Source organism: Azospirillum sp. UFLA03-27 (assembly GCF_059803775.1).
This window is the reverse complement of record NZ_JAUQTX010000016.1, coordinates 22,893-44,954: the sequence shown is the minus strand read 5'-3', so window position 1 is coordinate 44,954 and position 22,062 is coordinate 22,893. Positions and strand designations below refer to the sequence as shown.

Sequence of the window (22,062 nt, the reverse complement as noted above, 5' to 3'; positions counted from 1 at the left end):
TCCGGATGGAGGGGGCCGGATAATCCGGGGCGCCAAAAGCGGAAAAGCCGCCTCGCCCCTTTCGGGACGGGCGGCTTCCGGACGAGCGGAACGGTCTCGTTGAGCGGGCGGTCAGCCCTCCTCGGAAACCTCGGTCTCGGCGGCCTCGGGGGCCTCCTCGATCTCGTCCTCGTCGTCGCGCAGGTCGGCCGCGGTGACCATGCCGCCGCGGGAGCGCTGCAGTTCAGCCTCTTCCTGCGAGCGGGCGACGTTCACCGTGACGGAGATGCTCACCTCGGGGTGCAGGACGACGCGCAGCTTGAACAGGCCCAGAGTCTTGATCGGGGTCTCGATCGACACCTGCTTGCGGTCGACCTTGTAGCCGGCGGCGTCAAGGGCGTCCGCAACGTCGCGCGGCGTCACCGAACCGTACAGCACGCCGGTTTCGCCGGCCTGACGGATCACGACGACCGACACGTCGTTCATCTTGGTGGCCACCTGCTCGGCGTCCTTGCGGCGCTCCAGGTTGACGGCCTCCAGGTGGGCCTTCTGCTTCTCGAAGAACGCCATGTTCGCCTTGGTGGCGCGCATGGCCTTCTTCTGCGGCAGCAGATAGTTGCGGGCGAAGCCGGGACGCACCTTCACGACCTGGCCCATCTGGCCGAGCTTCTCGACCCGCTCCAGCAGAATAACTTCCATCACTCGTCCTCCTGATCGGGGCCGGCGGGCCGGAGACGGCGACGCAGCCCAATCCATTGCTCGATCATGCCAAGACCGACCATCAGCACGATCGGCCAACCGAAAAGAAACAGGAACATGTAGAACCCGACGAGGATCGGCAGCTTGGCCGATCGGCTTCGGGCGAACACATGCACCACCGAAAGCCCGGCAAAGGCGAATGGCAAGGCCAGGATCAGCGCGGCGTTGACCGCGAGGAACCCGACCGGGTCCGACGCCAGCGAGGCCGCCACCATGGCCAGCAGGAACGCGGTGGCGAGCCACCGTGGCAGTTCCAGGTCGTCCAGCCGCATGGCGGGGCGCCGGTTGCGGCCGAACCGCATCAGGACGCCCTGCGCCAGGGCTCCGTTGACGATCGTCATGACGAGCCATGAGATCACCGCGAAGCCCGGCAACACCTCGGCCATCCAGATGTCCTGCGGGTCCGGGGCCTGCTGGCCCTGCGCGGAGAACATCTGGTCCGCCATGCGGCTCAGCGTTTCCCGCACCGCGCCCTCCAGCCCGCCGGGCTGATCGAGCGTCAGAACCGCAGCGCCCAGAAGGCCCGCCAGTCCCATCCCGGTCAGCGCCATCAGGAGCCGGCCCGGAGGATACCATTCAAGACTCCCGTCGGGAGCCGCCCGCGCCAGCAGCGCCTGCCGCACCACCAAGATGACCGGGACAGCCGCGGTCACCAGATAGGCGAGAGACACCAGGACGCTGGACGACACCGCCAGGACCGCCACCGTTCCCACCGCACCAGCGAGAAGGGAGGCGGTGGAGCCGAGCCACAGTCCCGCGAGGAACAGCGGCAGCGGCGCCAGATAGCCCAGGATCAGCGCCCCGAATCCGCCGAACAAGACGGCGAGATAGAAGAAAGCGCTGACCACGCCGACACCGATGGCAGCCGCCAGAGGGGCGGCCAGGGGCGAGGCCATGGGATTGCCTTTGCCTGTTGTCCGCTCCGGTCCTTACTTCACCACGTAGGGAAGCAGGGCCAGGAAACGGGCGCGCTTGATGGCGCGGGCGAGTTCGCGCTGCTTCTTCGCGGAAACCGCGGTGATGCGGCTCGGCACGATCTTGCCACGCTCGGAGATGAAGCGGGACAGGAGCTTGACGTCCTTGTAGTCGATCGCCGGGGCGTTCGCGCCCGAGAACGGGCAGGTCTTGCGGCGGCGGAAGAACGGACGGCGGGGACCGCCACCGGTGCGGGCCGGAGCGCCCGAGGTCTGCTTGTCGGACATTTAGGCGTTCTCCCCTTCGGCAACGGTGGGCTCCTGGCGACGCGGCGGGCGCGGGCCACGATCCTCGAAGCGGCGCGGGCCGCGGTCGCCGCGATCGCCGCGGTCACCACGCTCGCCGCGGCTCTGCATCATCACCGACGGGTTGGCGTCCAGCGCATCGACGCGGACGGTCATGAAGCGCAGCACGTCCTCGTTGATGCCCATGTTGCGCTCCATCTCGAGGACGGCGGCGGCGGGGGCATCAAGGTTGAACAGGGTGTAGTGACCCTTGCGGTTCTTCTTGATCTTGTAGGTGAGCGTCTTCAGACCCCAGTATTCGGTCTTGGCGACCTGGCCGCCATTGTCGCGAATGATCTGGGCGAACTGCTCGCCGAGCTGCTCGGCCTGGGCGGCCGAGATGTCCTGGCGCGCGATCAGCACGCACTCGTAAAGAGCCATTATACTCCCCATGGCTGTTCATGGTCCGGCGCTGCACCCCATCCCCTATGGACAGGATCAGCCGCCCGGGCCTAGCCGACGGCACGCGGGCCACCGGCAAGGAGTTATGAAGCGGCGCAGTATGCATAAAAGCACTATCCCGACAAGCGGAAACACGAGCCAGCCGACGATTCCGGCGCTCCTGCCTTTGATGTGCCTTGGAATGACCCTTTTCTCCGTTCGCCTTTGCATCGCAGCAATGAAAAAACGCCGAAAAAGCAACAGAAAGGTGCCAATTCGACCTCGCCAACGTTGAGCATCGCTTGACTTGCCCGAAAGGCCGGGTATGACTGTCGCCGAATTCAACGGCAGCGCCGCGGGTGGCGCGCCTTTTTACTAGGGTTCCCAGACAGCATGACCAGGGCGTTCGTCTTTCCGGGCCAGGGCAGCCAAGCCGTCGGCATGGGCCGTGAGCTGGCCGAGGCGTTCGAGGTCGCGCGGCTCACCTTTGAAGAGGTGGACGACGCGCTGAACCAGCGCCTGTCCCGCCTGATGTTCGAAGGCCCCGAGGCCGACCTGACGCTCACCGAGAACGCCCAGCCGGCCCTGATGGCCGTCAGCGTCGCCGTTCTGCGGGTGCTGAAGGACCAAGGCGGGCTCGACCTGACCAGGCACGCGGCCTTCGTTGCCGGCCATTCGCTCGGCGAGTATTCGGCCCTGTGCGCCGCCGGCGCCTTCACGCTGGCCGACACCGCGCGCCTGCTGAAGCTGCGCGGCCAGGCCATGCAGAAGGCCGTGCCGGTCGGGCAGGGCGCCATGGCCGCCCTGCTGGGCGCCGAGCTGGAGCAGGCCCAGGCCATCGCCGCTGACGCCGCCAAGACCCCCACGGGGCAGAACGAAGTCTGCACCGTCGCCAACGACAACTCGTCGGGTCAGGTGGTGATCTCCGGTCATGCCGAGGCCATTGAGCGCGCCATCGTGATCGCGGCGGAGCGCGGACTGAAGCGCACCGTGCGCCTGCCGGTCAGCGCGCCCTTCCATTGCCCGCTGATGCAGCCCGCCGCCGACGCCATGGCCGAGGCCCTGGCCAACGTGACGATCGCCGCGCCGGCGGTTCCGGTGGTCGCCAACGTGACCGCGTCGGCCGTGTCGGACCCCAACGAGATCCGCCGCCTTCTGGTCGAGCAGGTGACCGGCATGGTTCGCTGGCGCGAGAGCGTGCTCTATATGAAGGAGCAGGGCGTCGACACGCTGGTTGAACTCGGCTCCGGCAAGGTGCTGTCGGGTCTCGCCAAGCGCATCGACAAGGAATTGGCCGGAACCTCCGTTCAGGGCCCGGTCGACGTCGAATCGTTCCTGAAGACCCTGTGAGGCATTCCATGTTCGACCTGACCGGAAAGAAGGCCCTGGTCACCGGCGCCTCGGGTGGCATCGGGGCGCAGATCGCCCGCGCGCTGCACGCGCAGGGCGCCACCGTCGCCCTGTCCGGCACCCGCGTCGCCCCGCTGGAGGCGCTCGCCTCCGAGTTGGGCGAGCGCGCCCTGGTGGTGCCCGGCAACCTCGCCGACGCCGCCGGGACCGAGCAGCTCGCCAAGGACGCGGAGGCCGCCCTCGGCCAAATCGACATCCTGGTGAACAACGCCGGCCTGACGCGCGACCAGCTGGCCATGCGCATGAAGGACGACGACTGGCAGTCGGTACTGGACGTCAACCTGACCGCCGCCTTCCGCCTGTCGCGTGCCGTGCTGCGCGGCATGATGAAGCGCCGCTGGGGCCGCATCATCGGCATCACCTCGATCGTCGGCGTCACCGGCAACCCCGGCCAAGCCAATTATGCCGCCTCCAAGGCCGGCATGATCGGCATGTCGAAGTCGCTGGCCGCGGAGGTCGCGTCGCGCGGCATCACCGTGAACTGCGTCGCGCCGGGTTTCATCACCACGGCGATGACCGACGCCCTGAATTCCGAGCAGAAGGACAAGCTGCTCACCGCCATTCCTTCCGGCCGCATGGGCGAGCCGGGGGAAATCGCCGCCGGAGTCGTGTACCTGGCGAGCGATGAGGCCGCCTATGTCACCGGCCAGACGCTGCACATCAACGGCGGCATGGCCATGATCTGAGGCGGATTCGCTGCCTGAACCACAGGTTCGGACCGGTGCCCGCGGGCGCTGGTCAAGGCTGTAAAAATGTGTTATCGGACGGGGCTTTTTGTGGCAGGAAGGCACGCAGCCGCGTGTTGAGCCGGCCGAATTCGCCCGAGCGGTCTCAAGGATTGGAAGGTCTAAAAAAATGAGCGATGTCGCCGAGCGCGTTAAGAAGATCGTTGTGGACCACCTCGGGGTCGAGGAGTCGAAGGTGACGGAGAACGCCTCCTTCATCGACGATCTCGGCGCCGACAGCCTCGACACGGTCGAGCTGGTTATGGCTTTCGAGGAGGAGTTCGGCTGCGAGATTCCGGACGACGCCGCCGAGAAGATTCTGACGGTGAAGGACGCCATCGACTTCATCAAGGCGAACGCCGCCGCCTGATCAGGCGCTGGCGCGAGAGGGCCAGGCAGCTTTTCAAAGTGGCCTGGCCGTCGCTGAGTTTTCCGAGGAAAGGTCAAGGAATACCCCATGAGACGTGTCGTCGTTACCGGCCTTGGTCTGGTCACGCCGCTCGGTGTCGGCCACAAGCTCAACTGGGAGCGTTTGACCGCCAGCCAATCGGGCATCCGCGCCATCACGGGTTTCGACGCCTCTGATCTGGCCTCGAAAGTTGCCGGGGAGGTCCCGCGCGGGGATGGTGAGGGGTTGTTCAACCCCGATGCCTTCGTTCCGCCGAAGGACCAGCGGAAGATGGACGATTTCATCATCTTCGCCATCGCCGCCGCCCACGAAGCGATCAAGGATTCCGGCTGGGTTCCCCAGACCGAGGAAGAGCGCGAACTCACCGGCGTCATGGTGGGCTCGGGCATCGGTGGTCTGCCGGGCATTGCCGAGGGTGCCGTCACCCTGGCCGAGAAGGGCCCGCGCCGCATCTCCCCCTTCTTCATTCCGGCCTGCCTCATCAATCTGGCGTCCGGTCACATCTCCATCCAACACGGCTTCAAGGGTCCGAACCACGCGGTGGTCACGGCCTGCTCGACCGGCGCGCACGCCATCGGCGACGCTTCGCGCCTGATCATGCTGGGTGATGCGGACGTGATGGTCGCCGGCGGCACGGAAGCAGCGGTCAGCCGCCTGGGCGTCGGCGGTTTTGCCGCCATGCGCGCCCTGTCCACGAATTTCAACGACACGCCGGAAAAGGCGTCGCGTCCTTACGACAAGGACCGTGACGGCTTCGTGATTGGCGAGGGCGCCGGTGTGGTTGTCCTCGAGGAGTTGGAGCACGCCAAGAAGCGCGGCGCTCACATCTACGCCGAAGTGGTCGGCTATGGCATGTCCGGCGACGCCTACCACATCTCCGCCCCGGCGGAGGACGGCAACGGCGGTTTCCGCGCCATGCGCAACGCGCTGAAGCGGGCCGGGATGGAGCCGTCGGAAATCGATTACGTGAACGCGCACGGCACCTCGACGCCACTGGGCGACGAGATCGAGCTGGGCGCGGTGAAGCGTCTGTTCGGCGCTGCGATGGACAACGTCGCCATGTCCTCCACCAAGTCGGCCATCGGCCACCTGCTGGGGGCCGCCGGCGCGGTCGAGGCGATCTACTCGATCAAGGCGATCAACCACAGCTTGGTTCCGCCGACGCTGAACCTTGAGAACCCCTCGGAGAGCTGCCTCGGCGTCAACCTCGTTCCGAAGGTTGCGCAGGAGCGCCGCGTGCGGGCCGCGCTGTCGAACTCCTTCGGCTTCGGCGGCACCAACGCCTCCCTGGTCTTCAAGGAATTCGCCTGAGCGGCGAAGCATCGCGGAGACCGCCGATGGGTTGGGGCCTCCGAATCGCGGCGGGGGCGTTGACCGTCCTCACCGCGGGCAGTGGGTTGGTGTTCTGGGGTGCCCTCCGTGTGATGGCCCCCGGACCCCTTGAGCACGCCGAGACGGTCGTCATTCCGCGTGGGAGCGGGCTGGAAGCCATTGCGCTGACCCTCGAAGACGCGGGGGTCGTCGAGTCTCCAATTCTCTTTCTGTTCGCTGCCAAGCTCCAGGGGCCGCTGAAGGCCGGCGAGTACGCGTTCCCGGCGGGCATCAGCATCGATGGCGTGCTGGAGATGCTGCGCCAGGGCAAGACCGTGGTCCGCCGCTTTACGGTGCCGGAAGGGCTGACCTCCGCCCAGGTGGTGGCTCTGCTCGATGCCGAGCCGACGCTGACCGGCGAGTTGAAGACGGTTCCGAAGAACGGGACCGTACTGCCTGAAACCTATCACTATTCCTACGGCGATTCGCGTTCGGCCCTGGTCGAGCGGATGCAGCACGCGATGACCCAGGCCTTGAACGACGCCTGGAAGAACCGTGGTCCGGACCTGCCTTACGAGACTCCGCAGCAGGCGCTGACCATGGCGTCCATCGTGGAGAAGGAAACCGGTGTCGCGGCTGAACGCGCTAAGGTCGCAGGAGTCTTCGTCAACCGCTTGGAGACCGGCATGAAGCTCCAGTCGGATCCGACGGTGATCTACGCGCTGACCGATGGCAGCGGGGAGTTGGGGCGGGCCTTGACCCGTAATGACTGGAAATTCGAGTCGCCCTACAACACCTACGTCGCGGCAGGGCTCCCGCCAGGGCCGATCGCCAACCCGGGGCGGGCCTCCATCCAGGCGGCTTTGCACCCGGAAAAACACGACTTCCTGTATTTCGTCGCCGATGGCACCGGCGGGCATGTTTTTGCGAAGACTTTGCCGGATCACAATCGCAACGTCGCCAAATGGCGCGAGGTGCAGCGCCGGCAGTCGGGCGGTGCGGGCAACGGGGACACGCCGCAGGATTAGCGGTCCCCTGTTCCCGAACGGGAGGCCGACCCGAACGCAACACCCTTGATCAGGCGGCGTTCGACGCCACCACTTCAAGGGCGACGACACCGCCCAGGGCGCCGTAGCTCTTGCGGGCGGCGCGCATCTTCTCCAGCGATTCCATGAGGCTTTCCTCGGCGAAACCAGGGGCGAGCTGCGCCAGTTCCTGTTCCGTCAAGGTGATGAAGGCGTCTAAAAGGCGCGCGTGGATGCGGCACGCCTGGCGGACTTCATCGGCGACCATCGGTGCTGGCATGGTAGGCTCCCAATCACGGAATAAAGAGAAACACGGTCCGTCCGTGCGTGGGAATTCTGTCGGGTTGTGGTTAATAGAGCATTAAATGCAATTCATCTTCCGGATAGGAAGAAGAGTTACCACTTCAGACGAAAATGACGAAATTTGGACGATTTCGATTTTGGTATGTGGCAGAGATAAGCCGACTTTTGTGACTTTCGAATATTCGGCTTTGATCAATGTGGCTGTCTCTCGTCCGGCGTGGGCGAGAGACAGCCGGGAGATCAGCGGCGGATTTCCTTGTCCAGGTTCAGCTCGGCCTTGGCGCCCTGGATGCGCGCCCGGTAGACCAGCATGGCCTCCATGACCCGCTGGACGTAGTTGCGGGTTTCGTAGATCGGGATCAATTCCAGCCAGTCCACGGCGTCGATGGCTTCGCCGCGCGGGTCTCCGTAGGTGTCAATCCATTGGCGCACGCGGGTCGGGCCGGCGTTGTAGGCGGCGATGGCCATGATGTAGGAGCCGTTGAAGCGATCGATCATGTCCGCCAGATAGGTCGAGCCGAGCCGCACATTGTAGTCCGGGTCGCTGATCAGCTTGGCGTTGTCGTGCTTGACGCCGAGCTTGCTGGCGACCAGCTGAGCCGTTCCGGGCATGAGCTGCATCAGGCCGCGCGCCCCGGCCGACGACACCACGCGGGTATTGAAGGTGCTCTCCTGCCGGATGATGGCGTGCACCAGGGCGATTTCCGGAGCTGACGGGCGGCTCTCGATCATCGGGTAGCCGGCTTCCACCAGAAACACGTCGTTCTGCGCGGCGTCCTTCGCGGCGGCGACGGCCAGGTCGCGGCGCCCGACCTCGCGGGCCAGCTTGGCGGCCAGCACATAATCCGCCGGCTCCTTGGCGTCGAGGCTGATGCGGCGCAGGAAGGCGGTCACCCGCTCGTCGGTGTTGCCCTCGATCTCGGCCAGCAGCTTGGTCACGCGCACCACCTCCCGCCGTTCGAAGGCGGTGGCGTCGGCGTTGGACACGCGCGGTTCGGCGGGCAAGGCGATGCGCCCGTTCCCGGCGTGGCGGGCGGCGAGCTGCCCGTAGAAGGTCGTCCCGTACTGGGCGGCCTTCGAGTACCAGTCCTTGGCCTGCGCCGTCTGGCCCAGCGCTTCCGCCGCACGCCCGCACCAGTAGGCACCGCGCGCCTTGCTGATTGGCGCGCCGACCGAGCGGTAGAGCTTGTGGAAGTGGTTGAAGGCGCTCGACGGATCGTCGAGGAAGCGCAGCGCCAGGAAGCCGGCGAGGAATTCCGCCTCCGCCGCGCCGCTGCCCTCGGTCTGTCCATGAGCCGTCACCAGACGGTAGGCGAGGTTGTGGTCGCCGTTCACCATGGCGCGGCGGGCCAGGATGTGGCGCTCCGTCCACCACGCCTGCGGACGGCCCATGTCCTTGGGCGCCTGGACGATGATCTCCAGCGCCCCGGCGTCGTCGCCCTTGCGGCGGCGGTAGCGGGCACGGTCGAACAGCAAGCCGGGGTCATTGCGCAGCGAGGCGGGCACGCGGGCCAGCGCCGCGTCGGCGTTCTTGGCGTCGCCGTCCAGCGCGATCCGCGCCTCGATCAGCAGGTCGTAGGCTTCGTCGAAGAAGGGCAGCATGCGGCGCACCGCGGCTTCCTGGCGCTCCCACAGCAGCCGGTCGATGCGCGCCTTGTGCTCCTGCGGACGCAGATGAGAGCGGTAGCGGGCCAGGAACTGCTCCTCGTCCGCGGACGTGAAGTTCGCCTCCACCCAGCGGTCGCGCACCATCCGCACCGCCCGCTCGGCGTTGCCGGTCGCCAGCAGCGTGTCGGCGTGGCGCATGAAGCCTTCGTTGGACAGGGGCGGGTACTGCTTGAACCAAGCCAGCACCCGGTCCTCGTCCAGGTCGATGGGCATCGCCTTTTCCGCCTGACGGCGAAGCTGCGCCTGGTTGGGCCAGTCGCCGTTCTCGCGGATGAAGGCGGCGATCTCGTCGAAGCTGCCGCCGCCGGGAGTCGCCAGGGCCATCCAGCGGATCACTTTGGCCGGCAACTTGTTGGAGGCTTGGGCGGCGATGCGCAGCGCCTCGTCGTGGCGGTCGTTGTCGGCCGCCTTGAAGGCCTGCCGGTAGACGGCGAGGTCCTGCGCCGTCAGGCTGGCCGCCCCGGCGGGCTGGGCCAGCACGATCAGCCCCAGCAGGGCGGCGGCAATGGCGGAACGGGTGGCATGTCGGATGATCATCCGGGCGCTCTTGCTCGGGGGAACGGGTGCGGCTAAGGTGCGCGACACTTTTCTTGAAGTCCGTCGGAGGTGGCAGGCATGTTGTACGGTTCCATCGTCGCTCTTTTGACCCCGTTTAAAAACGGGAAAGTGGACGAGGCCGCCTTCCAGTCCTTCGTCGAGTGGCAGGTTGCGCAGGGCACCCACGGTCTCGTGCCGTGCGGCACCACGGGCGAGTCGCCCACCCTCTCCCACGAGGAGCACAACCGGGTCGTCGAGCTGTGCATCGAGGCCGCGGGCGGGAAGGTTCCGGTCGTCGCCGGCACCGGGTCGAACTCCACCGAGGAGGCGATCTCGCTGACCCAGCATGCGAAGAAGGCCGGCGCCACCGCGGCGCTGGTGGTCACGCCCTATTACAACAAGCCGACGCAAGAAGGTCTGTACCAGCATTTCAAAGCGATCCATGACGCGGCGGATTTGCCGATCGTTATCTACAACATTCCCGGCCGCAGTGTCGTGGATATGTCGGTGGCAACCATGGCCCGCCTCGCCAAGCTGCCGAACATCATCGGCGTGAAGGACGCCACGGCGGATCTGGCCCGCCCGGTCCGCCTGCTGCAGGAGGTCGGTCCCGACTTCATCCAGCTCTCGGGCGAGGACGCGACGGCACTGGCCTTCAACGCGCAGGGCGGCGTCGGCTGCATCTCGGTGACGGCCAACATCGCGCCGGCCCAGTGCGCCGCGATGCAGGACGCATGGCGGAAGGGCGATCTCGCCACCGCCTACAAGTACCGCGACCTGCTGACCCCGCTGCACGATTCCATGTTCGTGGAGACGAGTCCGGCCCCGGTGAAGTACGCCGCCAGCCTGCTCGGCAAGTCCTCGGACGAGGTTCGCTTGCCGATGGTTGCCGCGTCGGAAAGCACGCGGACCACCGTCCGCGACGCGATGAAGAAGGCCGGGCTGCTGTCCTAAGGGACGGCAGCACCCCGCCCTAGGGAAGGAGGATCCGTGGCCGCCCGCGAGCCCGAACCAAGGCGCATGGCGGCACAGAACCGCCGCGCACGCTTCGACTATTTCATCGAAGACACCCTGGAGGCCGGTCTGATCCTGACCGGCACCGAGGTGAAGTCGTTGCGCGGCGGCCGTGCCAGCATCAACGAGGCGTACGCCGGCCTCAAGAACGGTGAACTGTACCTGTTCAACGCCTACATTCCGGAATACGGGCAGGCGGGCCGCTGGCTTCAGCACGAGACCAAGCGCCCGCGCAAGATGCTGGTGCACCGCCGCGAGCTGAGCAAGCTCATGGGCGCCATTAAGCAGAAGGGGATCACGCTGATCCCGATGACCGTCTATTTCAACGATCGCGGCATTGCCAAGGTCGAGGTTGGCCTCGCCACTGGCAAGAAGAAGCATGACAAGCGCGAGTCCGAGAAGGAGCGGTCGTGGCAGCGCGACAAGGCGCGCCTGATGCGCGACAAGGGTTGAAGGACCAGGGGATAAAGGGAAAAAGCTTGTGAGCCGATTGTCCAACCGCGCGACCGACCGCGATTCCACCGTGGCCGGCGTTGCCGCGGAGGCCCTGGCCGAGCGCCGCCCGCAGGGCCGCATCCTGGTGGCCGGCGACACCGACGGCGCCATGGAAGCGGCCTTGGCCGACGGCGGGGCGGAGGTCGTCTCCTGGCACCGCTTGGCGCTGGACGGCAAGTTGGCCACGCCCTGGCCGGCAGACGGTGCCTTCGATGGCGGGGTCCTGCGCCTGCCGCGCGGCTGGGCCGCCTTCGAGATGGCGTTGCACGCCCTGGCAGCCCGCTTGCCGGCAGGGGCGCCGCTGTGGATCGCCGGCAGCAACGACGAGGGCATCACCTCCGCGCCGAAGCGCTTCGACGGGCTGGCCGAAGGCGTGGAGACACTGACCATCAAGCGCCGCACCCGCCTGCTGGAAACCCGCCGGACCAGCGATTCGGCCAAGGGCAATCTGGAGGATTGGCGGGAGACCGTCACCCTGCCGCTGCCGGGGCGCGACGAGGCGTTGGATCTCGTGTCCTATCCCGGCCTGTTCGCCCATGGCCGTCTCGACAGCGGCACGGAATGCCTCCTCCAGGTCCTGCCGGAGATCGCGGTGGGCACCGCCGTCCTGGATTTCGGCTGCGGCGCCGGGGTGATCGCGCGGGCGGTGCGGGAGCGCACGCTAGACGCCCGGCTGACCCTGCTGGACATCGACGCGGTGGCTCTGCACGCCGCCCGCCAGAACGTGCCGGACGCGGAATGCGTGTTGAGCGACGGGCTGACCGGGCTCGGCGCGCGGGAACGCTTCGGGCTGATAGTGTCGAACCCGCCGCTCCACCGCGGCAAGGACGAGGATTTCGGAATGCTGGAGGCGCTGGTCGCCGGCACCAAGCAGTATCTGAAGCTGCGCGGCTCGCTGGTCGCGGTGACCCAACGGACGGCGGGTGTCGGCAAGCTGTTCAAGACGGCCTTCGGCCACGCCGATCTGCTGCTGGAAACACCGCAGTTCCAGGTGTGGAAGGGCACGCCGAAGTAATCAGCGACCATCGCCACGCAGGTCCGACGGGTTCGCGCCCGTAACGGCCCGAACCCGTCGGGCGAAGTGGGAGCGGGAGGTGTAGCCAACGGCTTCCGCCGCTTCCTGCACGGACAGCTCGTCGCTTTCCAGCAACCGAAGGGCGTGAGCGACACGCTCCTCCGTCAGGATGCGCCGTACGGAGGCGTCTTCATCGGCAAGGCGTCGGCGCAAGGTCCCCGTGCTGAGACCCATCTCGACAGCGACGCTCCTGGCTGTCCAAGGCTGGTCGGGATAGGCGCGGACCAATTGGCGGACCGCGTCGGCCGTGCCACCGGGCATTCCGTGTCCGAGCCACCAAACACAGTCGTCCAGAAGGGCCAGCAGGACTTCCATGCAGCGGTGCTCGACGAGGCGTGGGCTGAGCGCGGCGCCCGCGGCCAAGCCGGCGGCGGCGTGCTCCACCGCGCTGACCAGAGCGGGCGTCAGGGCCACGCGGAAGTCGCGCGGATGCTGCCGGGTGCCGGCCCGTGCGGTGGGATGGGCGTCGAGAAGCCGCCGGACCATGTCCCCCGGGAACTCCAGGATCAGGGCGCGGTAATGCCCGGTCGCCTCGCTCGGGGCGTTCACCACCGTGCCGATCCAGCCGGGCGGCAGCAGCATCGCCGAACCCTTCGGAAAATGGTGGGTGCCGCGGGTGTCGGTGACCTCCTTGGCACCGTCGATCACCACGATCAAGGCCGTGCGTTCTATGCGGACGTCCGTGATGCGTTCGCGGTTGCGGGCCACGAACGCCCACAGTTCGGGGCGGTGCGGGCGATCGCCGGAGCCCGGTCGGATGTCGCGGGCGGCGTAGCGGGACAATGCAGGAAGGAGGTCCGGTGTCATGGCGGCGTCCAGTCTAGGAGGCGCCGGGACGCGCGGGCAAGGTCCGCTGCGCTCCTTCCGCACGCTCATCGACCGTAGCGCGCGGTCAGCGTGGCCTTTTCCAGGCGGTTCGCGTTTAGTAGAAAGCCGACCATGGCGCCCGACGAGTTCGCGTCGAGCGGAAGGCTGTCCGTCTTCAATGCGTGGACGGTGAAGACGTAGCGGTGTGGTGTGTCGCCGACCGGCGGACAGGCACCGCCGTAGCCCGGCGTGCCGAAGTCGGTGCGGCTTTGCAACGCTCCGGCCGGAAGCAATCCCGTGTCCGGATTTCCGGCCCCGGCCGAAAGCCGCAGGGTGGTGGCGGGAAGGTTAAAGACGATCCAATGCCACCAGCCGCTGCCTGTCGGCGCGTCGGGGTCGTAGGCGGTGACAGCGAAGCTGCGCGTGCCGGCCGGTGCGCCCTTCCAGGCCAACGCTGGCGAGAGATTTTCCCCTGTGCAGCCGAAGCCGGCGAAGACATGCCGCTCGCCCAGAGGTGCCTCGTCCTTGATGTCGGGGCTGGTCAGCTCGAAAGCGGTGGCCGGGGCGGCGCCCATGGCAAGGATGGCGGCGAGCAGGAGAGCGGAACGATTGTGCATGGGGAAACTCCATCGGTCGGCGATGGCCACATGCTATAAAAGCGTCCGCACACCCGTGCGCCCGAACAGCTCAAAGACGAGCCCGAACGGCTCAGCCTTCCCTCAACCGCCGCGCCGCGTCCACGGCGCCGTAGGTCAGGATGGCGTCGCAGCCGGCGCGCTTGAAGCCGGTCAGGGTCTCCAGCAGCGCCTTGTCGTAATCCAGCCAGCCGTTCTGCGCGGCGGCGCGCAGCATCGCGTATTCGCCGGAGACGTGATAGGCGAAGGTCGGAACCGCAAAGGTGTCCTTCACCCGACGGATGACGTCCAGATAGGGCAGGCCCGGCTTCACCATCACCATGTCCGCCCCTTCCTGCAGGTCGAGGGCGACCTCGTGCAGGGCCTCGTCGGTGTTGGCGGGGTTCATCTGGTAGGTCTTCTTGTCACCCTTCAGGAAGCCGCCGGAATTCACCGCGTCGCGGAACGGGCCGTAGAAGGCCGAGGCGTATTTGGCGGCGTAGGAGCACAGCCGCACCAACTCATGCCCATGGCTGTCCAGCCGGTCGCGGATCAGGCCGATGCGGCCGTCCATCATGTCCGACGGGGCGACGATGTCCACGCCGGCGTCGGCCTGAGACAGCGCCTGCCGGGCCAGCACCTCGACCGTCTCGTCGTTCTGGATGTAGCCGTCGCGCATCAGCCCGTCGTGGCCGTGGGTGGTGTAGGGGTCGAGCGCCACGTCGCCCAGGATGCCGACATGCGGCACCGCGGCCTTCAGCGCGCGGATGGCGCGGTTCATCAGGTTGTCGGGGCGGTAGGCCTCCGCCGCGTCCTCCGACTTGCCTTCGGCGCCGACGACCGGGAACAGGGCGACGCAGGGGATGCCGAGATCGCCGGCCGCGGCCACCGCTTCGGTCAGCAGGTCGATGGTCAGCCGCTCCACGCCGGGCATGGAGGCCACGGGCACCCGCTGATTCTGCCCCTCGATGACGAAGACCGGCCAGATCAGGTCGTCCACGGTCAGGCGGTTTTCGGCGACGAGGCGGCGGGTCCAGGCGTCGGCGCGATTGCGGCGAAGCCGGGTGCGCGGGAAGGACGCCGGGGACCGGAAATGCGAAGCGGACATGCGGGGGACCTGATGTGCTCTTAAAACTTGCGGCGCGATCCTACGCCGCATGGCCGCCGCGACTCAAGCCGCACCGCTCACAGGTCTGAATCCCGAGTCCTGCATCTCCATGACCCAGCGGTGCCCGTCCTTGCGCCATTGCGAGACGAGGCCGCCGGTGAAGGCCGCTCCCTCCCAGGACCGCACCTCGAAGGTGACGCGCGGCGGTTCGATGGCGATGAGGTTGTAGGCGTTGGCCTCGTTGCGCAGGCGTGTGGAGGTCGCGGTGGAGGCCTGGGCGACCAGGATGGAGCGCGCCACCTGGGTGTGGTGGGTCATGATGTCGCCGGAATAGGCGCGGTGCAGGTGCCCGGCCAGCAGCAGGTCGACCCCGCAGCTCTCCAGCGCCGGCAGGGCCAGCTTGTGCCGCCCGACCAGCTTCGTCTTCGGCGCGTCGGGCGGCGGCAGGAAGGGGTGGTGGGTGAACAGCACCTTGAAGACGGTGTCCGGCACCTCGCAGAACACCTCGCGCACGCGCTTGATCTGCGCCTTGTTCATGCGCCCCTCGGAAAAGTCGGTGATGACCGAGCGCGCCGTGTTGATCCCCAGCACGGCGATTTCCGAATCGATGTGGAAGGGGCTGAGGTCGGTGGTGATGTAGCGCTTGTAGTTGCCGAACGGGTCGAGGAATCGGCGTACCACGTTGTAGACCGGGATGTCGTGGTTGCCCGGCACGACCAGATAGGGGAAGGGCAGCTTCTCCAGGAAGGCCCGCGCCTCCAGGAAATGGCGGGCCTTGGCGCGCTGGACCAGATCGCCGGAGATGACGATCAGGTCGGGCTGCGCCACCGTCAGGTCAGCCAGCAGGCCGTCGACCACCAGCGGGTCGATCCGCCCGAAATGCAGGTCCGAGATGTGGGCGAGCTTCTTCACGACACCTCCCCGGCAGTCATTCCCGTCACGCGCCGTCCGCCGTGCCGTCGCCTTCGGGCGCCGCCTTGGGCAGCAGGACCTTCAGCGCCTTGGGACGGATGCGGTAGTTCAGCGGCGGTTCCATCTGCAGGATTTCACCGTCGTTGACCATCTTCAGCCGCCGCCGCCGGCTGTGCACCGTCAGTTGCGTGGCCGTCAGCGTTTCCAACTCCTCATCCTGCTGCCAAGTTCCGAGCATGGTGCGGCCCATCAGCCGCAGCAGCCCCCAGGGGTCGCGCTGCCGCGCCACATAGACGCCGAGCTTGCCGGAATCGAGACGGTCGCGGCGCAGGAGCATGCTGCCCGCCTCGCCGTCGAAGGGGTTGTTGGAGACCACCAGAATCGGAGTGCGCACGCGGCGCGGCCCCTCGCCCCAATCGATCCGCACGTCGAGCAGGGGCAGGCGGCGGAAGGTGCGGACCATGGCGAGCGCCATCGCCGGCCATTTCAAAAGTCGGTGCCGCTTGCGCTTCTCCTCGCGCTCCTGCACCACCTGGGGATAGAAGCCGAGGACGGAGCTGTTCAGGTAGACCTCGCCGTTCACCTCCGCCACGTCGATGCTGCTCACATCGCCGGCGGCCAGGGCCTCGTACGCCTCGTCGAGGTCCAGCGGGGTTTTCAGATCGCGCGCCAGCAGGTTCATGGTGCCGAGCGGCAGGATGCCCAGGATCTTGCCGGTGGGCAGGATCATGTTGACCGCGGTGTGGATGGTCCCGTCGCCGCCGCCCACGATGACCAGCTCCGCGTCGGAGTCGATCGCCTTGCGGATTTCCGATGCGCAGTCGGCCGGCTCCACCGCGGTCAGCGACACCTCCGCCCCGTGCCGCTCGAAGGCGCTGCGGATCGCCGCCACCGTATCGTCGATCGGCTGTCCGGCCAGCGTTCCCGCGGACCGGTTGAGGATGATGGCCGTCTTGCGGCCCGCTCCCTCCTGACGTGACGCTTGCGCTGCTGAGGCTGCCATCATGGAACTGTCCCGCTCATGACTGTGGGTGCGGCAACGGCTGAGGCGGGGGCGGTGTTCCGCGACGCTGCGCTGCGAAACCGCGGTTTGACACGCCGCCCGCCGCCCGTATCATCGCCCGAAACCGATCAATTCGCCCCACAAACGAACAAATGGAAACGACCGGAACCATGAGCGACCCTGCCGAGATCCAGTTCGCCGAGATCCTTTTCGAACGCCGCGGCTCCATCGGGCTGGTGACGCTGAACCGCCCGAAGGCGCTGAACGCCCTGACGCTGGGCATGATCCGCCTGTTCGATCCGCAGTTGCGCGCCTGGATCGCCGATCCCGAGGTCAAGACCATCGTCGTGCAGGGCGCGGGAGAGAAGGCCTTCTGCGCTGGCGGCGACGTGGTGAACCTGTACGAGACGGGCAAGGCCGCCAAGGCGGGGCAGGACGACGGCGCGTCCATTCGCGCCTTCTTCAGCGAGGAATACGTCCTCAATCGCCTGATCCACACCTGCCCGAAGCCCTATGTCGCGCTGATCGACGGCATCAGCATGGGCGGCGGCGTCGGCCTGTCGGTTCACGGTTCCCACCGGATCGTGACCGAGCGGACGATGTTCGCCATGCCGGAGACGGGCATCGGCCTCTATCCGGACGTCGGTGGCACCTATTTCCTGCCGCGCCTGCCCGGACAGGTCGGCATCTGGCTGGGCCTGACCGGCGACCGCCTGAAGGCGGCCGACATGATCGAGGTCGGCGCCGCCGACGCCTTCGTGCCCAGCGCCAAGCTGGAGTCCCTGATCGCCGAGCTGGCCGACGGCGTGCCGGCCGACGAGGCGGTTGCGCGCCATCGCGAGGAAGCCGGCGAACCGCCGGTCGCCGCCAACCGCGCGGCCATCGACCGCTGCTACGCCCATGATGGCGTGGAGGCCATCGTCGCCGCTCTGGAGGCCGAAGGCACGGAATGGGCGGCTGGCCAGCTCGCCACGCTGAATCGCGTATCGCCGACCAGCCTGAAGGTGACGCTGGAGGCGCTGCGCCGCGGCGCCAAGCTGGACTTCGACGGCTGCATGATCCAGGAGCTTCGCCTCAGCCTCGCCTTCCTCGCCCGCCACGATGTCTACGAAGGCATCCGCGCGGCGCTGGTCGACAAGGACCGGAATCCGCGCTGGTCGCCCGCTTCTCTGAGCGAAGTGACGGCTGAAGAGGTGGCCGGTTACTTCGCCGAACCCGTTGGCGGGGATTTGCGCTTTACCGAATGAAGAGGACCGCTCCCCTTTATTGCACTCTGAACGTGCACGGATGCGGGCACATTCCGCGCGTTTCTGCGTTAGTATCGGGGAAATCCTTGCGGGACTTGTCTCAAACCTGACCGTTGTTGTTGCCTGACGGTTGTTGTCGGGGGTCGGATGGGACGGGTCGGCTTGCTGCCCGGTTCGCCGGGGGGAACGCCGCCGGGGTGCCTGGATTCCAGGCACCTCCTGGCACGCGACGGGGCTTGGCACGGCAGGACGGGGGTATTCCGCAGGGCCAGGCTGTTCTACAACCCGGGCTGTGCTTTTGGGGCATTATTGAGGTGATTGCCGGACAATGATCGGTTAATCTCCCCTTAAGGACCCCGGAAAGGCCACAGGTCGGCCCATGTCCGGTACGAGCCAAAGGAGACCGCGGTGCGCAAACCCTATTATGAAAGCATCCTCTTGATCGAACGGCTTCACCGCCACTTTCTCGAGGTGCTGAAGACCGAGCTTGACCGGCTCGGTATCCAGGACATCAACAACGTCCAGAGCCTGATCCTGTACAACATCGGCGAAGACGAGATGACCGTCGGCGAACTGACGGCGCGCGGCTACTATCTCGGCTCCAACGTGTCCTACAACGTGAAGAAGATGGTCGAGAACGGCTATCTCGGGCAGGAGCGTTCGCCGCACGACCGCCGGTCGGTGCGCGTCCGCCTGTCGGAGAAGGGCCTCGATCTCCGCGAGAAGATCAGCCGCATGTTCGAGCGCCACCTGACGGCGCTGGAGAAGGCCGGCTTCAGCGACGAGGAGCTGGTCAAGGCGAACGAGACCCTGCGCAAGCTCGAACGCTTCTGGTCCGCGTCGCTTGACTACAGCGGCTTTCCGCTGACCTCGGCGGCCTGATCCACGACCGCCTGAGTCGTATCGGTACCGCGGTTTCCGGCTCCTGCGTCGAAAGAGAAAGGCACGCTTCCGGTTTCAAGTCCGGGGGCGTGCCGCGAGTCGGTGTGCGGCCCTGCGTGGCCGCTTTTTTCATGCCCCCGTTTCGGCCTCCCACGGCCCCCTTTTGCCGACGGTTCTGCCGTCCGGCCAGGCTTTGTCACACCTTTGATGCTTCCGGATGGACGGGATTAAGTTCTTTCCGTAAGCTGTACGTGTGACAGATTGCTGCAAACCTGAACCAAACAACAGACGGTCTCGCGGAAGGCTGCTGAAAACAGGAAATGGGGAGGATATGGCAAGTGACGTCATTCTGGAGACGCGCGGACTGACCAAGGAATTCCGGGGCTTCGTCGCCGTCCGCGACGTCAGCCTGCGGGTGAACCGGGGGTCCATCCATGCGCTGATCGGTCCCAACGGGGCCGGAAAAACGACCGTTTTCAATCTGCTCACCAAGTTTCTTCAACCCAGCAATGGGAACATCCTATTCAACGGGCGCGACATCACCGCGGTGAAGCCGGCGGACGTGGCGCGCCTGGGCATCATCCGCTCCTTCCAGATTTCGGCGGTGTTCCCGCATCTGTCGGTTCTGGAGAATGTGCGCGTCGGGCTGCAACGGCCGCTCGGCAACTCCTTCCACTTCTGGAAATCGGAATCGGTGCTCGACCGTCTGAACGGGCGGGCGATGGAACTGCTGGAGGATGTCGGGCTGACCGGCTACGCCCACCGGCCGGCGGCAGAGCTTCCCTATGGCCGCAAGCGCGCGCTGGAGATCGCCACGACGCTCGCCCTGGAGCCAGAAATGCTGCTGCTCGACGAGCCGATGGCCGGCATGGGGCACGAGGACATCGACCGCATCGCCGCGCTGATCAAGCGGGTCTCGGCCAACCGCACGATCCTGATGGTCGAGCACAACCTGTCGGTGGTCGCCAACCTGTCGGACTGGATCACCGTCCTGGCCCGCGGCGAGATCCTGGCCGAAGGCCCCTACGCCGAGGTGTCGCGTCACCCGAAGGTTCGGGAAGCCTATATGGGGAGCGGTCATGCCTGACGGCGCAACGGTGAAGACCGCGATGTTGGAGGTCTCCGATCTCCACGCCTTCTACGGTGAAAGCCACGTCCTGCACGGCGTGAACCTGGAGGTCCGCCAGGGCGAGGTGGTGACGCTGCTGGGCCGCAACGGCGCCGGCAAGACGACCACCATGCGTTCCATCATGGGCATTGTCGGCCGGCGCACCGGCGCCATCCGTTTCCAGGGGCAGGAACTGATCGGCATGGCGCCGCACAAGATTCCGCGCCTCGGCATCGGCTATGTGCCGGAGGAGCGCGGGATCTTCGCCTCGCTGAACGTCGAGGAAAACCTGACGCTGCCGCCGGTCGTGAAGGACGGCGGCATGACGGTCCAGCAGATCTACGAGCTGTTCCCCAACCTGCAGGGCCGGGGTACGACCCAGGGCACCCGCCTGTCGGGTGGGGAGCAGCAGATGCTGGCCATCGCGCGCATCCTGCGCACAGGCGCCACCATGATCCTTCTCGACGAGCCGACGGAAGGGCTGGCCCCGGTGATCATCGAGCAGATCGGGGTGGCCGTCCGCAAGCTGAAGCAGCGCGGCTTCACCGTCCTGCTGGTGGAGCAGAACTTCCGCTTCGCCGCCACCATCGCCGATCGCCATTACATGATGGAGGAAGGCCATGTGGTGGACATGATCCCGAACAACCAGCTCGCCGCCAACATGGAGAAGCTGCACACGTATCTGGGTGTCTGAATCAACAAGCAGAAACGCTCGAATTCGAACGGGGAGGAATGGAATGATTGCACGTCTGCTTGCCGGAGCGGCGCTTGCCGCGCTGGCCGTCGGTTCCGCGCAGGCCCAGCAGGGCAAGGTTTCGGGCGACGTCGTAAAGATCGGCGTCCTCAACGACCGCTCCGGCCTCTACGCCGACCTCGGCGGCGAAGGCTCCGCGGTCGCCGTCCGCATGGCGGTCGAGGAGGTGGGCGGCAAGATTCTTGGCAAGCCCATCGAAGTCGTCTCGGCCGACCACCAGAACAAGCCGGACATCGGCTCCAACCTCTCCCGCGAATGGATCGACCGCGACGGGGTGGACGTCATCGTCGACGTGCCGAACTCCGGCGTCGCCCTGGCGGTGCAGGAGGTGACGCGCGAGAAGAAGAAGATCTTCCTGATGCAGGGGCCGGCGACCTCGCGCCTGACCGGCGACGCCTGCTCGCCCACCGGCTTCCACTGGGCCTACGACACTCGCGCGCTGGCCGTCGGCACCGGTCAGGCCATTGTGAAGGAGGGCGGCAAGAGCTGGTTCTTCCTGACCGCCGACTACGCCTTCGGCCACCAGCTCGAAACCGACACGGCGGCGCAGGTGAAGAAGGCCGGCGGTACGGTCGTCGGCGCTGTGCGCGCACCGCTGAACACGGCGGACTTCTCCTCCTTCCTGCTGCAGGCGCAGTCGTCGGGCGCGCAGGTCATCGGCCTCGCCAACGCCGGTGGCGACACCATCACCTCGATCAAGCAGGCGTCGGAGTTCGGGCTGACGCAGAGCGGGCAGCAGAAGCTGGCCGGGCTGCTGATCTTCCTGTCGGACGTGCACGCGCTGGGCCTCCAGGTCGCCCAGGACCTCGTCCTGACCACCGGCTTCTACTGGGACATGGACGACGAGAAGCGCGCCTGGTCGGAGAAGTACAAGGCGAAGACCGGCAAGATGCCGACCATGGTGCAGGCCGGCAGCTACTCCTCGGTGAAGCATTACCTGAAGGCCATCGAGGCGGCGGGGACCGACGACGGGCCGACCGTCGCCGCCAAGATGAAGGAGATGCCGGTCAACGACATGTTCGCCAAGAACGGCAAGATCCTGCCGAACGGGCGGATGGTCCACGACATGTATCTGGCCCGCGTGAAGAAGCCCAGCGAGTCCAAGGGGCCGTGGGATTACTACGAGATCATCCGCACCATCCCCGGCGACGAGGCCTTCGCCACCCTGGCGGAAAGCGGCTGCAAGCTGCCGGGCTGATCCCCGCCCGCCCTGGCGCCCGGTTTCCCGCCATCGCGCGGGGACGGGGGCCGGGGCGATCACCCGCCGCGCGGAACGG

The 22,062-nt window shown here is 66.8% G+C and carries 24 protein-coding genes; 13 read left to right on the top strand and 11 right to left on the bottom strand.

The annotated features are described in order from the left end of the window. Positions 1 to 111: 111 nt before the first annotated feature. From rplI to rpsF, 4 genes are read right to left on the bottom strand one after another with little or no spacing between them, the layout of a single operon-like run. Positions 112 to 678 (bottom strand): 50S ribosomal protein L9, encoded by a 567-nt coding sequence (gene rplI / locus Q4I23_RS04420; RefSeq protein WP_454018332.1) that lies wholly within the window; start codon positions 676 to 678, stop codon positions 112 to 114. Further along, on the bottom strand, positions 678 to 1,634 hold the full coding sequence (locus tag Q4I23_RS04415; RefSeq protein ID WP_454018333.1) for a DUF2232 domain-containing protein: 957 nt from the start codon (positions 1,632 to 1,634) through the stop codon (positions 678 to 680). Before Q4I23_RS04415 ends, rplI begins: the two co-directional genes overlap by 1 nt. 33 nt (positions 1,635 to 1,667) lie before the next feature. After that, positions 1,668 to 1,940 (bottom strand): 30S ribosomal protein S18, encoded by a 273-nt coding sequence (rpsR, locus tag Q4I23_RS04410; RefSeq protein WP_014240379.1) that lies wholly within the window; start codon positions 1,938 to 1,940, stop codon positions 1,668 to 1,670. Beyond that, positions 1,941 to 2,378 carry a 30S ribosomal protein S6 gene (rpsF, locus tag Q4I23_RS04405; protein WP_014240380.1) on the bottom strand — a complete coding sequence of 146 codons (438 nt, stop codon included), beginning with the start codon at positions 2,376 to 2,378 and terminating at the stop codon, positions 1,941 to 1,943. A gap of 393 nt (positions 2,379 to 2,771) precedes the next feature. Between rpsF and fabD the strand changes: the two genes are divergently transcribed. The 5 genes from fabD (at position 2,772) to mltG (ending at position 7,261) form a co-directional block, all read left to right on the top strand. Continuing rightward, positions 2,772 to 3,728 (top strand): ACP S-malonyltransferase, encoded by a 957-nt coding sequence (gene fabD, locus Q4I23_RS04400; protein WP_498525424.1) that lies wholly within the window; start codon positions 2,772 to 2,774, stop codon positions 3,726 to 3,728. A gap of 8 nt (positions 3,729 to 3,736) precedes the next feature. Beyond that, positions 3,737 to 4,474, top strand: a complete 738-nt coding sequence (gene fabG, locus Q4I23_RS04395) for a 3-oxoacyl-[acyl-carrier-protein] reductase (RefSeq protein WP_454018335.1) — start codon at positions 3,737 to 3,739, stop codon at positions 4,472 to 4,474. Positions 4,475 to 4,643: 169 nt separating this feature from the next. After that, the gene (locus Q4I23_RS04390; protein ID WP_014240383.1) at positions 4,644 to 4,883 is read left to right on the top strand and encodes an acyl carrier protein; all 240 of its coding nucleotides are present in this window, start codon (positions 4,644 to 4,646) and stop codon (positions 4,881 to 4,883) included. Positions 4,884 to 4,970: 87 nt separating this feature from the next. Further along, entirely contained in the window at positions 4,971 to 6,233 is a 1,263-nt protein-coding gene (gene fabF, locus Q4I23_RS04385; RefSeq protein WP_454018336.1) for a beta-ketoacyl-ACP synthase II, read from the top strand. A 26-nt stretch (positions 6,234 to 6,259) separates the two neighbouring features. After that, positions 6,260 to 7,261, top strand: coding sequence for an endolytic transglycosylase MltG (mltG, locus tag Q4I23_RS04380; protein WP_498525423.1), 1,002 nt, complete (start codon positions 6,260 to 6,262; stop codon positions 7,259 to 7,261). A 49-nt stretch (positions 7,262 to 7,310) separates the two neighbouring features. On the opposite strand, the gene Q4I23_RS04375 is transcribed toward mltG, so the two are convergent. Continuing rightward, positions 7,311 to 7,538, bottom strand: a complete 228-nt coding sequence (locus Q4I23_RS04375; RefSeq protein WP_149165813.1) for a hypothetical protein — start codon at positions 7,536 to 7,538, stop codon at positions 7,311 to 7,313. Positions 7,539 to 7,801: 263 nt separating this feature from the next. Beyond that, positions 7,802 to 9,766: a lytic transglycosylase domain-containing protein gene (locus tag Q4I23_RS04370; RefSeq protein ID WP_498525422.1), complete on the bottom strand. Its 1,965-nt coding sequence runs from the start codon at positions 9,764 to 9,766 to the stop codon at positions 7,802 to 7,804. Between the two features lie 78 nt (positions 9,767 to 9,844). Here Q4I23_RS04370 and dapA point away from each other — a divergent pair, with 78 nt between their 5' ends. From dapA to Q4I23_RS04355, 3 genes are all read left to right on the top strand, one after another. Further along, on the top strand, positions 9,845 to 10,720 hold the full coding sequence (dapA, locus tag Q4I23_RS04365) for a 4-hydroxy-tetrahydrodipicolinate synthase (RefSeq protein ID WP_454018339.1): 876 nt from the start codon (positions 9,845 to 9,847) through the stop codon (positions 10,718 to 10,720). A gap of 66 nt (positions 10,721 to 10,786) precedes the next feature. Further along, positions 10,787 to 11,233 (top strand): SsrA-binding protein SmpB, encoded by a 447-nt coding sequence (gene smpB, locus Q4I23_RS04360; RefSeq protein ID WP_035673712.1) that lies wholly within the window; start codon positions 10,787 to 10,789, stop codon positions 11,231 to 11,233. Between the two features lie 28 nt (positions 11,234 to 11,261). Next, positions 11,262 to 12,290, top strand: a complete 1,029-nt coding sequence (locus tag Q4I23_RS04355; RefSeq protein ID WP_498525421.1) for a class I SAM-dependent methyltransferase — start codon at positions 11,262 to 11,264, stop codon at positions 12,288 to 12,290. Here the strand turns inward: Q4I23_RS04355 and Q4I23_RS04350 are convergent, their stop codons facing one another. The 5 genes from Q4I23_RS04350 to Q4I23_RS04330 all read right to left on the bottom strand — a co-directional run bounded on the left by Q4I23_RS04350 (position 12,291) and on the right by Q4I23_RS04330 (position 16,797). Beyond that, entirely contained in the window at positions 12,291 to 13,157 is an 867-nt protein-coding gene (locus tag Q4I23_RS04350) for a helix-turn-helix transcriptional regulator (RefSeq protein ID WP_498525420.1), read from the bottom strand. It abuts the gene before it with no gap. 65 nt (positions 13,158 to 13,222) lie between these two features. After that, the gene (locus Q4I23_RS04345; RefSeq protein WP_498525419.1) at positions 13,223 to 13,774 is read right to left on the bottom strand and encodes a YbhB/YbcL family Raf kinase inhibitor-like protein; all 552 of its coding nucleotides are present in this window, start codon (positions 13,772 to 13,774) and stop codon (positions 13,223 to 13,225) included. A 91-nt stretch (positions 13,775 to 13,865) separates the two neighbouring features. Continuing rightward, positions 13,866 to 14,879: a porphobilinogen synthase gene (hemB, locus tag Q4I23_RS04340; RefSeq protein WP_035673731.1), complete on the bottom strand. Its 1,014-nt coding sequence runs from the start codon at positions 14,877 to 14,879 to the stop codon at positions 13,866 to 13,868. A 63-nt stretch (positions 14,880 to 14,942) separates the two neighbouring features. Then, positions 14,943 to 15,791, bottom strand: a complete 849-nt coding sequence (locus Q4I23_RS04335; RefSeq protein ID WP_237903618.1) for a metallophosphoesterase family protein — start codon at positions 15,789 to 15,791, stop codon at positions 14,943 to 14,945. 25 nt (positions 15,792 to 15,816) lie between these two features. Then, the gene (locus Q4I23_RS04330) at positions 15,817 to 16,797 is read right to left on the bottom strand and encodes a diacylglycerol/lipid kinase family protein (protein WP_498525418.1); all 981 of its coding nucleotides are present in this window, start codon (positions 16,795 to 16,797) and stop codon (positions 15,817 to 15,819) included. A 167-nt stretch (positions 16,798 to 16,964) separates the two neighbouring features. Between Q4I23_RS04330 and Q4I23_RS04325 the strand changes: the two genes are divergently transcribed. The 5 genes from Q4I23_RS04325 to Q4I23_RS04305 all read left to right on the top strand — a co-directional run bounded on the left by Q4I23_RS04325 (position 16,965) and on the right by Q4I23_RS04305 (position 21,983). Further along, positions 16,965 to 18,041, top strand: a complete 1,077-nt coding sequence (locus tag Q4I23_RS04325; protein WP_498525417.1) for an enoyl-CoA hydratase/isomerase family protein — start codon at positions 16,965 to 16,967, stop codon at positions 18,039 to 18,041. 408 nt (positions 18,042 to 18,449) lie between these two features. Beyond that, positions 18,450 to 18,923, top strand: coding sequence for a MarR family winged helix-turn-helix transcriptional regulator (locus Q4I23_RS04320; protein WP_014240398.1), 474 nt, complete (start codon positions 18,450 to 18,452; stop codon positions 18,921 to 18,923). Between the two features lie 331 nt (positions 18,924 to 19,254). Next, positions 19,255 to 20,010, top strand: coding sequence for an ABC transporter ATP-binding protein (locus tag Q4I23_RS04315; RefSeq protein ID WP_498525416.1), 756 nt, complete (start codon positions 19,255 to 19,257; stop codon positions 20,008 to 20,010). Then, positions 20,003 to 20,725: an ABC transporter ATP-binding protein gene (locus tag Q4I23_RS04310; protein WP_498525415.1), complete on the top strand. Its 723-nt coding sequence runs from the start codon at positions 20,003 to 20,005 to the stop codon at positions 20,723 to 20,725. The genes Q4I23_RS04315 and Q4I23_RS04310 overlap by 8 nt, the downstream gene beginning before the upstream one ends. Before the next feature lie 43 nt (positions 20,726 to 20,768). After that, entirely contained in the window at positions 20,769 to 21,983 is a 1,215-nt protein-coding gene (locus tag Q4I23_RS04305; protein WP_498525414.1) for an ABC transporter substrate-binding protein, read from the top strand. Positions 21,984 to 22,062 lie beyond the last annotated feature (79 nt).